The following is a 17070-nucleotide window of genomic DNA, read 5'->3' as shown; positions in this document are numbered from 1 at the left end:
TTAAATAATTGGTTAGGGCTGTTATGATTATGGATTTGGGTTGCGCATTTCTAAGACCTCATTAAGACAGTCTACAACGGCCTTATCTTCTAGTCGATACTCTAAGGCTCGCACGGCTGCCCTAGACATATAGCGTCCTAATGGAATTACAGGTTCTATGGAATCGGTTTCGGTATCACTTGTAAACGAGCGTACCCATTTGCTAATACCCGTTGGGGCTTCTATAGGAATTTTAACGCGTTTGGATTCTATATCTATAAGATTTGAAAAGCTATTTTCATTTTGTTTGGGATGTGCAAAGGTCGCACTGGCCACCAAGCTTAAAGGGGCCAAAAGCTGACTGCTGTAGCTCAGCGCCGTGTGCTTTTCAAAATTGGAGATCACAAGGTGCTTTATTATATATTTATCGGCTATGGTACTATCGTTTTCGATAGCCAAGGTCAAGGCTTTTACTAATGCATTTTTTAGTCTTACCGTAACCTCACCGCCTATATTGTTATAATAGCCAGCATCACCATACTGCCCTAAACCTGTGATACGCGCCGCTGGACTCACATAAGGAAAACGTGCATTCATAGACATCGCCGCAGACCGTCTTATCATTTTATCCTTATGTGGATATAGCGCCAGCATATCCTTAAAAGCGGCCATGTTATTCTTGTCTTCTGCAATAGCGACTGGGCTAATGACCATGCGCTCTCCTGATTTTAGTTCCGTTGTGTTTGTAATAAGCAATGGCCGGATATAATCATGAACCCCTTTTTGTGGCATCATATCCAAATAGGCCTTATTTAAAGGGTCGTCATTTCGGTCAAAGACCTCATTAAATGCACTAGACCATTGCTGCTCTAGCATGCGACCTCTATCTTCATAATCAATACAAATATTGGTGATACTTTTCAGTAGATCCCTACCCAAAAGGCTAGCGACGGAACTCGATAAGTAATCGTTGTTATAGATACGGCTGGCTCTATATTTAAAACCTAAAGTGTCATTTTCGCAACTATATTTAGGCGACCAATTATCGAACTTTAAGGGTTTGGCATTGGGGTTCGATAACAACTCATTGGCCTGCACATAGAACATATTATTGCCTACGCCACCACCAGAGGCACCCGTCATGGCGAAAAGGTACTTTTCGAAATAATCTGGGTCATGATCAAACAAATAACTTTGTACCAAAAACGACCATAAGCCCGCCCTAGATCCACCACCTTCGGCAGACACTAAAATGATGGGGAACTTCTCACCTGCCTTTTGCTGCTTTATTAACTCTAGTCGATCCGCAACCCATGCCTCACTATATGCCTTTATGCTGAGACGGTCTGAGGGCTGATGTTTCATCTCGCTTGTATGACTCGCTTCATAATGATCAAAGTCCTTTTTTCCAGCGTTATAGGTCGCCAATGCAATGGCTATTATAGTCGTAATGCCCAATAATTGTAAATCCAATAGCTTACCAAAAATCTTAACCACATTAAGGGCCGTGTAAATGCCTATTAAACAAATCATGATAATCGAAATAGGCGTGAAATAAGCTTCAAATAGTGTAGGGTCAAAAAACAAGGCAAGATATCCCAATAAGATAAACATTATACAAAGGACAATTAATCGACCTCCTATTTTTTGTTTCAACCATAGCACATAGGTATTGTAGGATAAGGACAATATCAAGAATAGCATAGTTAATGATAGTAAGGCATAAAACAAACGGACAGAATCTTCCCTTGTACCGCCTCTGTTAAAAAAGCCCAATATTACAATAACCACGATACAGACAGACGCTAATACTATAGGTCCGTATGTGATAAGCTTCGGGAATTTTGCCAATTGCTCCGTAATCCATAGCGCAATATTTTGGTGCAACAACAACAGGAATGCCACCAAAAACACATAAAAAATGGTATTACCACCAGCTATGCTTTTGCCATAAACTTCAGTAAATGTATGATTGACAGCAAAGGTGGCTACCAAAATCAATAAGCTTCCGAGCAATTTTGGAAACACACGTCTTATATATTGTCCGCTACTTTCTTGAAGTGTTGCATTTTGAGGATACACTCCCCTAATCTTAGCATCGATAAAAACTTCCATGGCATCTTTTGGCACCCTGAAATAATACATTTTTTTAGTTGGATAGTCTGGGAATATACCATTGTTGGTTTGCCTAAGTCCTGGAGGGGAAAAATAGTCACCAAGCGCACTTATAAAAAATGCAAAGACCACCAAGGTTGTAAAGAAAACCGGTGTCGTAATCCAATGATTACAGCTTTGGTTTAATACAAGAATAAGATCATTTATTTGAGGTACAAACCAAAGCAGAATGAATATTAGAAGCACAAAAATCACCGACATGGCACGATTTGACACTTCTTTTAATATCAAGCTCAGCCAATGACCAAGGTTATTTGCAGGTTTGGAAACAAATTTCATAATCCATAGCGTTTAGTTGATTAATACTCAAAATTAAGCACAAGCACTATAAGCAAACCATACCCAGTAAAGGGTAAATTGCATGTCGTGCAGTCAACAACGAACTATGTCATTAGGTACCATTAAGGCGATGGTACTCGAGGGGATAAAATGGAAATTACTAACATTTTTAAAACTAGTGGCTTTTACTAGACTAAAGGTATAATTATTCTATTAAATGGTTAGTTGGTATTCCTAGAAATTAAAAAATTAAAAGTCAAGACCTTCCTCCTGTTCCCATGTCCTTACACCTCTTCCGTCGCCTAAAAAAGACGTATCTAACCAGACTTGTAAAAACGCATCTGAGACTTCTGCGGCACCCTCTCTACATATTTTATAATAAGGTACATTTGGTAATAATTCATTATTTACTAGTTGCCTACCATTAAATACTTTTGGTGCTACAAGTGTATAGGCGTCTATAATTGGTGAGCTAGGATTATAAAAATCTTGACACTTTATTTTAACTAATGAATAACCCACTTCTCTTTTTACAAAATTTTCGAAATCATTTGGCTCGACTGTTCTCATGACTCCATTTGCTCTATCCAGTCCATTGCCCGAATATTCTATGTTGAACACACCAAAATATTCATCACCTCGCTCTGGATCTTGATAAATAGGTCTACTGCGAACGTTCTCATCTGGATCATAATTTAATACACGTTTTATCCCAAATCCCATGACAGGTTTTAGCTGTGTTGAATTACTAATTGCTTCCTTGGAAGAAAATTGATTTATTAAGCTACCATAACCAAACAAATTAAAACCGTTGTTGCCTTTTAAAAAATCCTTCCAAGGATATGGGATTAAGTCATTCATTTTGCATGTATTTTTTTTAAGCTGTTATATCTTTCTTTAGTTAGTTCATAAGTTAACCACTTATTGTCCTCTATACGGCTAAGAATATTCTCTGCCTCTTCTAAGTTCTGAAAAGATTCTTCATTTTTTTTATCTTTCGCATTGATAAGCCCCAAAAGACAAACTGCTCTAAAATATCTCATATAATTAGTGTAGCCTTCTTCCTTTGCATACGTTATACTCTTTTCAGAATACTCTCTAGCCAAGTCATATTTATCGTATTTATAATAAAGCTCAGCCAACTCAACCGATGCCAGTATAGCAGATTCTGCATACTTTATATCCTTTAAGTTTCTATAACTGTGTAATAAATATTCTTCTGACTTATTGAAATAACTAGTAGTCTTACGTTTACGGCAATAAACTCTACCTAAACCTAACATGTTTATCATGGACCAGCCGAAAGGTCCTTGGACTTTAAGTGCTTCGGATACCTTCTGAGTATATTCCAAGCTCTTATTAAGATTGCCTTCATCACAGTATAATAGTCCTAAGTTGGTATTAAAGCCTAATATCCATCGTTCTTCTCCAATTCCACTATACTTTTTTATGGCTTCAAGAAAGTACTTTTCTGCTTTCTTTGATTCGCCATAACGCCAATAGGTCATTCCAACAAAATTATAAGCTTGAGCTTGTTGTACCTTGTAACCTTCCATAAATGAAATGGCTCTATCAAAACTGCTTATTGCTAATTTCATATTTCCGGAGCTTTCATATTTTTTTGCTTGCTCTAAGGTAATAAACGCTAGATTTAATTCTCCCAGTTTTGCTTTATCAGATTCATCTAAATCATTGAATTTATCAAAAATGGTATCTGTTAGTTGATTTCCACTTATTTGGCTCGATAAATATGTTCCTATTCTGTAGGCTTCACCTAAAATTTCAGATTTCACATCGGTTTGTTCTAATAGCTCAATAGCTTCTTCTATAGGTGGAATACTAGCTTCTCTATTTTTTGTGCTCTTTAAAACTCTCGCTTTTGACATTAATAAACGTGCCCTTTGCACTGGGTCAGTAACTCGATTTAGTAATGGATCGTACATATCCTCCAATAGTATGTAAGGTCCAAACTCATTAAGAATTCTCTCAAGACTTACCAACATATCGACTGCCAATTTTAGGTTAGTTGTAGCAGATTGTTCAATAAAGTAAGTAATATTCTCATACTCCAATCTTATTTCCTCCTTTATTAAATCTACATTTGCCATGTCAGTGTTTTTGTCATGGATCAAATCATCAATTTCCTTTACTCTTTTATAAGCGGCTAAATGAATGGCTTGTACATAATCTTTAGAAAAGCTATCACGGCTATTTTTAGTATCAATACCTAATAACTCCCTAAATAGAATAATTATTTCGTATCGATTTCTTAGTCTCGGATGGTATTTCTGGTCTCTTAAAAAACTTCCTTTATTAAGTTTTAATACCTTTTGCTTGGTCTCAGTATGGTTTTTAAAACCCTCCCAATGTGGAAGATTATTTAAAAAGAATCCATTTGGAAAATACATGAGGTGCTTATAGAATTCCTTCTCAGAGTCTGATAATAATCCATAGGTCCAATCAAACACATTGTATAATGATTTATGCCTATCACTAAACTCTCTAAACAGATTAGGAATTTGCTTATTAAAATGAGACTTTAAGTCTGATAAAATCTCAGCAAACGAAATTTCTCCATGTGCGCTCGACGTGGCAATAAGATGAATACCTAAGGGTAAATTAGACACCTTATGGCATAACATAACTATATTTTCAAATTGTTCTTTGGTAAACTTATCATCTTTATAATCCTTATCATCATGAACACTATCTTGATTGTAAAGTTTACAAAATAGCTCAATAGCTGTGAAATGCTGTGTTAAGTCGCCTTTAAAGTCTTTAAGATCTTCTAGCGGAATATTTGATAGTGGTTGTACTTTAAAATTTACACTTGCTTCTTCTATATTTGTTCGGCTTGTGATAATAACCTTGATGAGAGGATTATTATCCACTAAAGGATTAATGATATCATTAAAAATGCTTAAACTAAGTTCGCTATTATCTAATACTTGTTCGTAATTGTCTATAAAAATAAGTGTTGGTCTTTGGTAGTCTTTTGCAATATGTCCATACTCTTCAATACTTTCTTTAGCACCCAACGCGTTATTAACAACCTTTGTTTTAGTGTCTTTTAATATGTCTTCTGTAGTATCTGTAGCTTTTGTAAAATCTCTACTATTTACATTCTCAAAATCCATGTAAATTTGGTTGACATACTCTTTTTTAAGTAAGTTGGTACTGACATATTCTACCAATTTTGTTTTTCCAATTCCTGCTTCACCTGTTACCGTAATGATGCGATTATTATCATTTCGAATAAGCTCAAGTAATCGATTTACATTATGCTCATTTTCAATATACCTGTTAGACGAGTTGGTTATTGGAATTCTATTAGAATGATCTATAAGCTTACTCTTTACAATATCTGCATTGCTATTTCTTGTCAATATCTTTTTAAAGAAGTCTAAGCTCTCTAAAAAATCCTTTAGTTTAGGCAAATTCTGAAATACGAAATAGGCTATTATAACAAATGAAATTAAAATTGAGGCCAGAACAGGATGATCTGAAAAAAAATCAAGAATCCAATTTTTTATTTCATCTTCATCTATTTGGTATAAATAAAAATACATTTTATAAATAATGGTTAGTTGGTTAGTATAAATCTATCTCATATTTAGTGTGTTACAAAATAATTTAGTGTTGTTGCATTTAAGTTGGATTAATTAGCCTTCAATTATCATATTCCAATAACTTGCTCTTAACATAAACATGTTTTGCAAGAACTCTTTTCACACTGTTGGGTTTCATACACTTTTTGTTACCCATAAGACAAATTTATATTAGTTAAAAAAATAAAGCGCCTCATAATGAGTCGCTGTTATTAATTAAGGGACTTAAAGATAATAAAAGCCTATAAGTGAGCAAGACGTGAGACAAATATTTTATTACCAATAACTTCCAGATAGCTCTGCTGAGCTTTTTTTAAGCACGCTCTTCTAGGGTTACCAAGGCTAAGCGTTCTTGTTTGCCTCTAAAATTAGAAGTGCCTAGATGTTTTAAAACGTAAGTTTTATCCAATTCTAAAAAAGATGCGAGCTGTTCCGATAGTAATAGATCCGTATGATAAGCATTACAAAGGTCCTGGATTCTTGCGGTAGTGTTTAATACATCACCAACGAAAAATATCTCTTTCTTTAAAGCTCCAATTTCGCCACTAGTGACTTCACCATAATGTAAAGCCGCTTTAAAGTCTGGAAAAAAACCATAGGTCTTCATATACCAATCTTTCCTTTTATTTAGATCGCTTTTCATATTAAAAAAACAATTAATACACGACACAGACTTAGATGTTTTGTTTAATGGCCATGAAATAACAACCTCATCTCCAATATATTGATAAACTTCCCCTTCACTCTTTATAATTGCATCAGACATATCGTGATAATAATCACGCAGTAATTTAAAATAGGTGTCATGGCCCAATTCTTCGGCAATCGTTGTAGAGGATTTCATATCAGTAAACATAAATATCCGCTCTTCAGAAATAGGTTTATGATATTTCCCTGTAAAAAAGTTACGCAAAATATTTTGCCCTAAATGCTCGCTTATTTCGGCATAAAGCAATGATAATAGTAATGAAAAACCTAGCTGAACTACTGTACTTATATGTGTAATACTAAAAAAGAAAAGCTTGTATTTATCCCACACTTTGCTATCACTTATGGACACATCTAATTCCATACTTGCCGCTATTAGATAGGCTATAAGTACTATGACATACATCACCAAAGCATAAAACAGAAACTTATAGACAATTTTTGATCTAAAGCTCTTTTTTATAAATAACCGATTTAAAAAAACTAATTCTATTAACCCCACTAGAGCCCCTATAAAAAAGGTGGTAATACTGGCAAAAACTATGATTTCGAAACTAATTGAAATAGCAGATTCGGGCGTATGAGATGGCGTACCTATGACCGCATATTCTGTCCATAAAAACACTAAACTTGTGCATAACCAGATAATCCCAAAAGGAATGATGCGTTTGATATTTCTCTTGACCTTTGGGCTAAGCATGGTTTATTAGATTATACTAGTGATTCTATCTTTGTGGATTTAATCTCTTTAAAATTAGAAATTACCAAATTGGCTTTGGCATAGTCTTGTCCGGTGGAATGGGCACTCTTAAAGGCAGTGCAAAATATGCCTGCGGCGTGTGCTGCTATTATACCGTTGGTAGAATCTTCAATCACCATGCACTCGGACGTATCACAACCTGTGTGTGCTGCTGCTTTTATAAAAATTTCTGGATGTGGTTTGGATTGCTGCAAGTCCGCACCACTGAATTTACCCATGAAATACGGGTTCAAGTCAAAACGCTCAAAAATCCGATTGATATTAGTCATGGATGCCGAAGAGGCCACAACTAACTTTAATCCGTTGTCATGATAATCTTTAATCAGCTCCAAAACTCCATCAATTAAGGCTAAATCCGTATCATTTTCGAACAAATACTTAAAATGCTGACGCTTCAAACGCATTAAAAGTTCTGGTGTGTCCTTTAGCTGAAAATGTTGGACCAAGCGTTTACAAATATTAATGGTCGATTGCCCCGTAAATGACGTGTATAAGTCTTCGCTAACATTAATATTGACATCCCGAAACATTTGGAAATAGGCTTTTCTATGTAAAGGTTCTGTGTCTACTATGACACCATCCATGTCGAATAAAACGGCTTTGAGCATTGGTTTTAATTTGGGGCGAAGATAAAAAAGTTAATTAGATCTCCAATCCTTGAGTTGGTTACCAGCACTGTTTTTAAAGCTCATTATTTCTGCGTTCAGCAGGTTCCGACCTTATCGGAATTTCAAGAAACAAATATTATTTAGAAACTTCCATACACTTGGAATTCCGACATAGTCGGAAGCAACGATTTTAAGAAATAATGAGCCATAGATATTTTAAACTCGAAAATCAGGGATTGAAATCCTGTTATTATAAAACCAAAACCACATTAATGAATTAGCGAATGGTGCCTTGCAATTTCCTAAAAATCGTTTTGAATTTTTGCTTCCTTTTGTTTCAAGACAAAATGAAGAGAAGGAATATTACTGCTAATATATTATCATTAATAAGACTTTGACAGGCTGAACGGTCATAATTTTTTTATTCTTTCATTTTTGAAAGACCAAAAACGAAACAAAAAGTCTTTTGCTGAAAGAGGAAATTACTCTGTACCTCTCGCTTTAGTGCATTAGTATTATTAAATTCAATGATGATAATATCTTCCATCCTTGATACTGCTGGTAATAATTTTCATACAGCTCATTATTTCTGCTTTCAGCAGATTCCGACCTTATCGGAATTTCAAGTATGATGATGGTTTATGGGTTATTGAAGAATAAACTCGAAATTAAATTGTAATGTCATTGCGAACGAGGAACGAGTGTGGCAATCTGTCTCTTCTTTCATTTTTAATAGACCAGAAAAAAATTAAAACAAACTCCAAATTCCAAGGTTTCTGTTGTTCATTTGGAATTTGGAGATTTAAAAACAGGTCTTGCTTAAGAAAGTACGTTATCCATAATATCTTGAACGACTTCGGGATTTAGCAACGTACTCGTATCTCCAAGATTACTCGTGTCATTAGATGCTATTTTTCTTAAAATACGTCTCATAATCTTGCCCGAACGTGTTTTTGGCAATCCTGTTGTAAACTGAATTTTATCTAATTTCGCGATTGGCCCTATTCTATCCGTAATCAATTGATTGATCTCTTTACGAACATTATCATGGTCTCTAGTTTCTCCAGCATCTTTTAGTGTAATGTAGCCATATAATGCACTACCCTTAACATCATGAGGAAACCCAACAATGGCAGACTCAGCGACAGCTTGGTGTTCGTTAATGGCATCCTCAATCGGTGCCGTGCCCAGATTATGGCCAGATACAATAATAACATCATCAACACGACCCGTTATTCTATAATAACCTACCTCATCGCGCAAGGCACCATCTCCAGTGAAGTACATATTTTCAAAAGCAGAGAAATAGGTCTCCTTGTAGCGTTGGTGATTGCCCCAAATCGTCCTTGCCATGGATGGCCATGGATATTTAATACAAAGTCTTCCCTCTACTTGGTTGCCTTTTATCTCTTGACCATTTTCGTCCATTAAGGCTGGCTGAATTCCAATAAACGGTAAGGTTGCATAAGTGGGCTTGGTTGGTGTTGAAAACGGAATTGGCGTAATCATGATACCTCCTGTTTCAGTTTGCCACCATGTATCTACGATAGGGCTTTTCTTTTTACCTATGTTTTCATTGTACCAATGCCAGGCTTCTTCGTTTATAGGTTCGCCAACGGTTCCCAATACTTTTAGCGAGGATAAATCGTGCTTATCCACGAGTTCTGTACCATGTTTTGCCAAAGCTCTAATGGCCGTTGGTGCTGTATAAAATTGGTTCACCTTATGCTTTTCTACAATATTCCAGAAACGTCCAAAATCTGGATAACTAGGTACACCTTCAAACATTACCGTGGTTGCACCATTGCATAAAGGGCCATAGACAATATAGCTATGTCCTGTTATCCAGCCAATATCTGCCGTACACCAATACACATCATCTTCTCGATATTGAAATACATTCTTAAAGGTATAAGCGGTGTAGACCATATATCCTGCAGTGGTGTGCATCATTCCTTTAGGCATACCTGTAGATCCTGAGGTATAGAGAATAAACAAAGGATCTTCGGCGTCCATAACAACAGCCGTATAATCCTTATAAGCTTCGTCCAATAAAGGCTGTAACCATTCATCCATACCTTCTTTCATATTGATATCCGAATTAATGCGCTTAGCCACCAACACAGATACCACTCCAGGACAATCTTCTAACGCTTCATCTACGATACCTTTTAAATCAATAGTTTTGGGTCCTCGAAAAGCGCCATCAGAAGTAATTACCATTTTGGCATCGCAATCATTAATTCTTGTCGATAAGGCTGTTGAGGAAAAACCTGCAAACACTACGGAATGTATAGCACCAATTCTTGCACAGGCTAATACTGCTATCGCCAATTCAGGAATCATTGGTAAATAAATACAAACCCGATCTCCCTTTTTAATGCCTTTATCGTGAAGCACATTCGCGAATCTACAGACACGTTCATGCAGTTGCTTGTAAGTGATGTGTTCTGCAGGCTCATTTGGATCATTGGGTTCAAATAAAATAGCGGTTTTGTCACCTCTCGTATGTAAGTGCCTATCTAAACAATTTTCGGTAATGTTGAGTTTAGCACCTTCAAACCATTTTACTTCTGGTTTTGAAAAGTCCCAGTTTAAAATATTGTCCCATTTCTTTCGCCAATAAAAGTGCTCTTCTGCTATTTCTTCCCAAAACACTTCAGGATGTCGCACCGATTTTCTATAGACCTGAAAATATTCTTCAAACTGCTTAATATGATAGTTACTCATGGTAAATTCTAGATATTTTGGACGTGAATTTAATAAAATAAGCGCAATATGTCTTCATAAATACTTCAAGATTAAAATCATTATATACTACACCAGTAAACGAAATTACGGACGTATTAAGCTATTTCCTTTTGATATCTACAACATTTAAATATATTAGCTTCTCATTAACTTTACTATGATTAAACGCTTATTACCGCTACTATTTTTTGTGATCACCATCTCAAATACCAATGCACAACGAAAAATAGAACCCGATGCTACCGACATTGCAAAAGCCAAAAAACTAAAGTCCATATTCGATAATGACGAAGATGATGTTGCCTTGGAAGAAAGCACTGATTTTGTATCCTTTGATTTTGATAGTAAGCACAATAAAGTGACCGTATCTCACGAAATGAGAGAGAAAATGATAAATATGAGTACTCGTGCTGATATTCAGAAATATTGCTTCTACGATGGACAGTCAGACATTGAAGCATTTGAAATCAACTATAAAAATGATCGCTCGGCACGATTCTACTTTAAGGATGAAGCCTATAATAGTGAAGATTTATTTCATAATGATGCACGTGTAAAGTATACAGCTGTTGATTTTCCTATTCAAGGGTATCGCTACAATACCTACATCAAAAAGACCTACAAAGACATTAAGTATTTTACCAAACTCTATTTTAATGATGAATATCCTACGGCCAATAAAATTATAAGTGTTGACATTCCTGATTGGTTGGATATTGAACTAAAGGAGATGAATTTTGAGGGCTTTGATATTGAAAAAACTACAGAGCCAAGTCCAAAAAGCAAGTCCACGAGGCATATCTACAAGCTAAAGGATATATCCGCCATGGCAAAAGCCTCTAATGCTCCTGGACCAACATATATATATCCGCATTTATTGATATTAGCCAAATCCTATACCAAGAATGGTGAAACCAAGCCTATATTCAATTCCACCCAAGATTTGTACAATTGGTATAGTTCGTTGACCAAGAGTTTAAAAAATGATAATACACCTTTTAAGTCAAAAGTTGCTGAGTTGATTAAAGACGCCAAAACGGATGAAGAGAAAATCAAGAGCATTTATTATTGGGTCCAGGACAATATAAGGTATATCGCTTTTGAAGATGGTATTGCAGGATTTCAACCGGATGAAGCCGCAAATGTCTTCAATAAGAAATATGGCGATTGCAAGGGTATGGCTAATCTTACGAAGCAAATGTTGATTGAAGCTGGTTTTGATGCGCGATTAACATGGATTGGTACCAAGCATATTGCGTATGATTATTCCACACCAAATTTATCCGTAGACAATCATATGATCTGTTCACTATTTAAAGATGGTGATATCTTGTTCCTTGATGGTACTGAAAAATTCAATGCCTTTGGTGAATATGCTGATCGCATACAAGGCAAACAAGTGATGATTGAAGATAATGACAAATACATTTTAAAAGAAGTTCCCGTTAGCAATGCCGAATTTAATAAAGAGGCTTTTGTTTACAATCTGAGTCTTGACAAAGAGGTGCTAAAAGGTACCGCAAGCAAAACTTACAATGGTGAAAGCAGATCGGGCTTGCTCTACTTTTTTGACCAGTTGAAATCCGACAAGAAGGAAGAGTTCTTGGAGTATTTTTTAAATAAAGGCAATAGTAACATCAAGGTGTCTAATATTGAAACTTCTGACTTATCCAACAGAGACCTTAATGTTTCCATGGATTATGATATTGAAATTAAAAATGCTGCATCATCTTTTGATAATTCCATCTACATTGATCTTGATATCGATAAAGAGTTATCCAATTATGATTTTAAGGAACGTGATGTCGACTATATATTTAATTCAAAAAAATACTTAGAATCCACTACAAATTTGAGTATTCCAGATGGTTACAACATAAGTCAGCTTCCAAAGGACATTGATATCTCCAGCGACAACTACGACTTGTCCGTAACATTTACTACGTCCACGGGTCTTTTGAGCTATAAGAAAGTATTCAAGATTAAAAATGCGAAAATTGAGACTTCGGATTTTGACGAATGGAACACATTCAACGAAGAACTTAACACTGTCTATAAAGAACAAATTATACTTACTAAAAACTAAATCAATGAAGCTATATTCAACTGTCCTACTCCTATTTGTATCCATTTCAAGCTTTGGGCAATCTAAGGAAGCCCTAGAGGCCAAAGACTTTTTCTGGGGCGCTAATGATGCCTATAAAAATGCAACTGAGATTCCAGAAAAATGGACAAACGAATCGGCAGTGGTACTCTACAAGAATATTAACTATGACTTCCATAAGTTTGGTAAAAATGTCACCTATAAAACCTCGATAAGGAAGCGGATTAAACTCTTGGATAAGGCTGCAGTGGAAGAGTTTTCTGAGTTTAAATTCCAAAAACGATTTCGATCTACCAAAGGACGTATCACTTGGAGAGAAAAGGGAAATAATTTTGTGGGGATTAAAATTGTGAAGCCAGATGGAAAGGAAATAGAAATTGACGTCGAGGAAGAATCTGTTGAAGTTGATGGTGAAAATAAAATTGCTATTTCCAATTTAGAAATTGGTGATATTATTGATTTTTATTTCTATCGCTTAGAACCTTTTAAATCGACATATGCCTTTGGTTTCGATCCTGTTGAAACCACATTGAATGAGGAATATCCAATCATAGATTACAAGCTATTTATAGAGACAGAGAATGACTTTTTTATCAATTTCAACACATACAATGGTGCTCCAAAACTAAAGGAACTACCAACTGAAAAACGAAATTTAAGACGTTATGAACTATCAGCTTCAGATATTGATAAAAGTGAGTACAAACGATGGTTCTTTCCTTTATTGGAATTACCGTCTTATAAGTTTCAAGTGTATTTTGCACGTTCTGGGAAATTTGAAGACAGAGCCATGGCCTTTCTTCCAGAAAGGGAAGACATCATAAAAACATCTGTTTCAAAGGAAGAGGTTTTAGATCTATATGAAAATAGGTTTAGACCAAATGGCAATATCGGTGATGTGAAGGATTTCTTTAAACAGAAAACCTATGAGAATTCTACTGAGAAAGTAACAGCTGCTTATTACTATATGCGCCACTATTACCTCACACGATTTGTAGAAGCTATTTTCGCCAGGGAGGCCAATATTATGTATAATCCTTTTACGAATTATGGTATTCCGGTGTTTATTCAGAATCAAAAGCAATTTGTACGTCATTTTACGGAATTTCTTCAAAGGGAAAAAATTACATATGACGTCGTTGTTGCCAAAAAACGTTATGATGGTAGCATTGATGACTTACTTTTAGAAAATAATGTCAATGTACTAATTCGGGTGAATACGCCTACGCCACTATACGCAGAACTTTTTGGCATTCATACTAATATCAACGAATTCTCGCCACTAATTGAAGGTACAGATGTTTATCTATTATCTCCAACGAAGAAGAAAATTGATGTTATTAAGAGAGGAACATTACCCGTTTCTACACATTTAGACAATGAAACTAAAAAAGATATTACCGTAAATCTTAGTGATGATTTTTCCGCTATTAATGTGTCATCTGCTAACCATTTTAAGGGACATACTAAAACAGAACAACTTTATGAACGCTTGCTGTTTAATGATTATGTTAATGAAGACTATGCCAAATACGGTACTAAGAATTGGATCGAGATGATGCGACGTAAAAAAGACAAGGCCAGATATAAAAAGGAATTGGATGCCCTAGCAGAAAAACTCCAAACAAAACAAGAAGAAAAGTTTAAAGCTGCAGCAGAAGCCGATTTCAATTTAGAGGAATTTGAAGACTATACCTATACCATAGATGCTACAGGACGTTATGCCTTTGATTCCTACTTTTCATTTACTGAGAATTTCAGTATTACTAATGCCTTATTAAAGAAAGCTGGACCAAACTATATCATTGAAATTGGAAAGCTTATTGGTGGCCAAATTGATTTGGAAGAAAAAGAACGATCGAGAACTGCCGATGTCCATGTAGATTACGCCAGAAGTTATAACTACAATATTGACTTTGTAATTCCAGAAGGTTATACCGTAGCAGGTTTGGATAAATTAAATAAATCTATTGACAACGACACTGGAGCTTTTATGAGTACAGCTGCAGTTGAAGATAATATCCTAAAAATTAAAACGTCGAAGTATTACAAGCACAACTTTGAGCCTAACGAAAACTGGTCTAAGATGATGGCGTTTTTAGATGAAGCCCATCAATTCTCAAATGAAAAAATTCTTTTGAAGAAAAAATAAATTGATCGTTATGCATATATAAGAAAATGCGTCATTTCGAGTGAAATTTTTGATTTTAAATAGTTCTCGATACGATTTTTTAAGTTACGCTAAGGCATCTTCAATCAAAAGATATTTTGATTTCAATAATCTCAAAATCACTCGAACTGACATTTAAACTAATTTTACTTTAAAATATAAACGGATACATATTGCATTACTTTATTGACTCAAACTAAGCTTCTTTCTTTATAAAGAGGCTTTTTAATGTAGACTAGCCTCCTTTGCCCCGCTTGGTATTCTAATATCTTCGACAATATGTTGAACCTCTTGAGGTGGAGCTTTAGTAAATTTCATTATTATAATGGACACCATAAAGTTAAGTATCATAGCAATAGTTCCAAAACCTTCCGGAGAAATTCCAAACCACCACTCGCTTTTATCAGGCAATTCGGCATCGAACCAGCCCAACTTATATTTCATCATATATAGAAGCATACTCACTATGCCGACCACCATTCCAGCAATGGCCCCTTCTTTATTCATACGTTTATAAAAAATACCAAGAATTATAGCTGGAAAAAAGGAGGCTGCTGCTAATCCAAAGGCCAAGGCCACAACTGCCGCTACAAATCCAGGAGGATTGATTCCGAAGTAACCAGCAACACAAACCGCTCCAACAGCAGATAATCGTGCGGCAATAAGCTCGCCTTTTTCTGAAATAGAGGGTTTAATGATTTTCTTAATCAAATCATGGGATACGGAAGAAGAAATCACCAACAATAAGCCTGCTGCAGTAGACAGTGCAGCTGCCAAACCACCTGCTGCCACTAAGGCAATTACCCAATTAGGTAGTTTTGCTATTTCTGGATTAGCTAAAACCATGATGTCCCTATCTACAGTAAGCTCGTTTTTGACTTCATCAGCCACGTAACTAATTAAGCCGTCATTATTTTTATCTTCAAATTTTATAAGTTCGGTAGTCTCCCATTTTTTAAACCATTCTGGTACATTGGCATAAGGTTGATTAGAAACCGTTTCAATCATATTTGTTCTGGCAAAGACGGCCACTGCAGGTGCAGTGGTGTAAAGAATAACTATGAGAAGCAATGCGATGCCAGCAGATTTACGTGCATCTTTTACACGCTTAACGGTAAAGAATCTAACGATAACATGTGGCAAACCTGCAGTACCCACCATTAAGGCTAAAGTGATAGCAAATACATCTATCATGGACTTAGACCCTTCCGTGTATTCTGCAAATCCCAATTCGGTACTTAAACCATCCAATTTATCCAACAAATAGATGCCCGAGCCATCATTTAATTCTGAACCAAAACCTAATTGCGGAATTGGGTTTCCTGTCATTTGGATGGAAATAAAAATCGCTGGCACCATAAAGGCAAATATTAAGACGCAATATTGTGCAACCTGTGTATAGGTTATACCTTTCATGCCACCTAAGACAGCGTAGAATAAAACAATGAGCATGCCTATAATAACACCTGTATTAATATCGACCTCCAAAAATCTAGAAAACACAATACCTACACCTCGCATTTGTCCAGCAACATAAGTAAAAGAGACCAACAGTGCACAAAATACAGCAACTATTCTAGCCGTTTTCGAATAATAACGATCACCAATAAAATCTGGAACTGTGAATTTCCCGAACTTTCGTAAATACGGTGCTAAAAGTAATGCCAGAAGTACGTAGCCACCTGTCCATCCCATAAGGTATACTGCACCATCATATCCTGCGAAGGATATAATACCAGCCATGGAAATAAAAGATGCAGCACTCATCCAATCTGCAGCAGTTGCCATACCATTTGCCAGTGGTGACACACCACCTCCTGCGACATAAAACTCTTTTGTAGAACCAGCTCTAGACCAAATAGCGATGCCTATATACAATGTAAACGTAATGCCAACTAAGATATAAGTCCACGTTTGCACATCCAACT

9 protein-coding genes are annotated in these 17070 nt (G+C 35.7%); 2 read left to right on the top strand and 7 right to left on the bottom strand.

Annotated features, from left to right (window positions below; all coding sequences use genetic code 11):
- Nucleotides 1-27: 27 nt before the first annotated feature.
- From H7F21_RS07365 to acs, 6 genes are all read right to left on the bottom strand, one after another.
- Nucleotides 28-2433, bottom strand: a complete 2406-nt coding sequence (locus H7F21_RS07365; protein WP_185788628.1) for a hypothetical protein — start codon at nt 2431-2433, stop codon at nt 28-30.
- Nucleotides 2434-2682: 249 nt separating this feature from the next.
- On the bottom strand, nt 2683-3294 hold the full coding sequence (locus H7F21_RS07360) for a hypothetical protein (protein ID WP_185788627.1): 612 nt from the start codon (nt 3292-3294) through the stop codon (nt 2683-2685).
- Nucleotides 3291-6002: a tetratricopeptide repeat protein gene (locus tag H7F21_RS07355; RefSeq protein WP_185788626.1), complete on the bottom strand. Its 2712-nt coding sequence runs from the start codon at nt 6000-6002 to the stop codon at nt 3291-3293. The genes H7F21_RS07360 and H7F21_RS07355 overlap by 4 nt, the downstream gene beginning before the upstream one ends.
- A 352-nt stretch (nt 6003-6354) precedes the next feature.
- Nucleotides 6355-7449: an adenylate/guanylate cyclase domain-containing protein gene (locus tag H7F21_RS07350; protein ID WP_185788625.1), complete on the bottom strand. Its 1095-nt coding sequence runs from the start codon at nt 7447-7449 to the stop codon at nt 6355-6357.
- An 11-nt stretch (nt 7450-7460) separates the two neighbouring features.
- Nucleotides 7461-8117 (bottom strand): HAD family hydrolase, encoded by a 657-nt coding sequence (locus H7F21_RS07345; protein WP_185788624.1) that lies wholly within the window; start codon nt 8115-8117, stop codon nt 7461-7463.
- A gap of 819 nt (nt 8118-8936) precedes the next feature.
- Nucleotides 8937-10847, bottom strand: a complete 1911-nt coding sequence (gene acs / locus H7F21_RS07340) for an acetate--CoA ligase (protein WP_185788623.1) — start codon at nt 10845-10847, stop codon at nt 8937-8939.
- Between the two features lie 178 nt (nt 10848-11025).
- On the opposite strand from acs, the gene H7F21_RS07335 reads away from it, so the two are divergent.
- Together H7F21_RS07335 and H7F21_RS07330 are read left to right on the top strand one after the other, a co-directional pair.
- The gene (locus tag H7F21_RS07335) at nt 11026-12954 is read left to right on the top strand and encodes a transglutaminase-like domain-containing protein (RefSeq protein WP_221892454.1); all 1929 of its coding nucleotides are present in this window, start codon (nt 11026-11028) and stop codon (nt 12952-12954) included.
- Between the two features lie 4 nt (nt 12955-12958).
- A complete protein-coding gene (locus H7F21_RS07330) occupies nt 12959-15124 on the top strand; it encodes a hypothetical protein (RefSeq protein ID WP_185788622.1) in 2166 nt (721 codons plus the stop codon).
- A gap of 243 nt (nt 15125-15367) precedes the next feature.
- Here H7F21_RS07330 and H7F21_RS07325 read toward each other — a convergent pair whose 3' ends face one another.
- The gene (locus H7F21_RS07325) at nt 15368-17068 is read right to left on the bottom strand and encodes a sodium:solute symporter family protein (protein WP_185789205.1); all 1701 of its coding nucleotides are present in this window, start codon (nt 17066-17068) and stop codon (nt 15368-15370) included.
- Nucleotides 17069-17070: the final 2 nt, after the last annotated feature.

Source organism: Winogradskyella flava (genome assembly GCF_014243395.1).
Classification (GTDB): Bacteria; Bacteroidota; Bacteroidia; order Flavobacteriales; family Flavobacteriaceae; genus Winogradskyella; species Winogradskyella flava.
The sequence above is the reverse complement of the archived record's forward strand: the minus strand, read 5'-3'. Positions and strand labels throughout refer to the sequence as shown.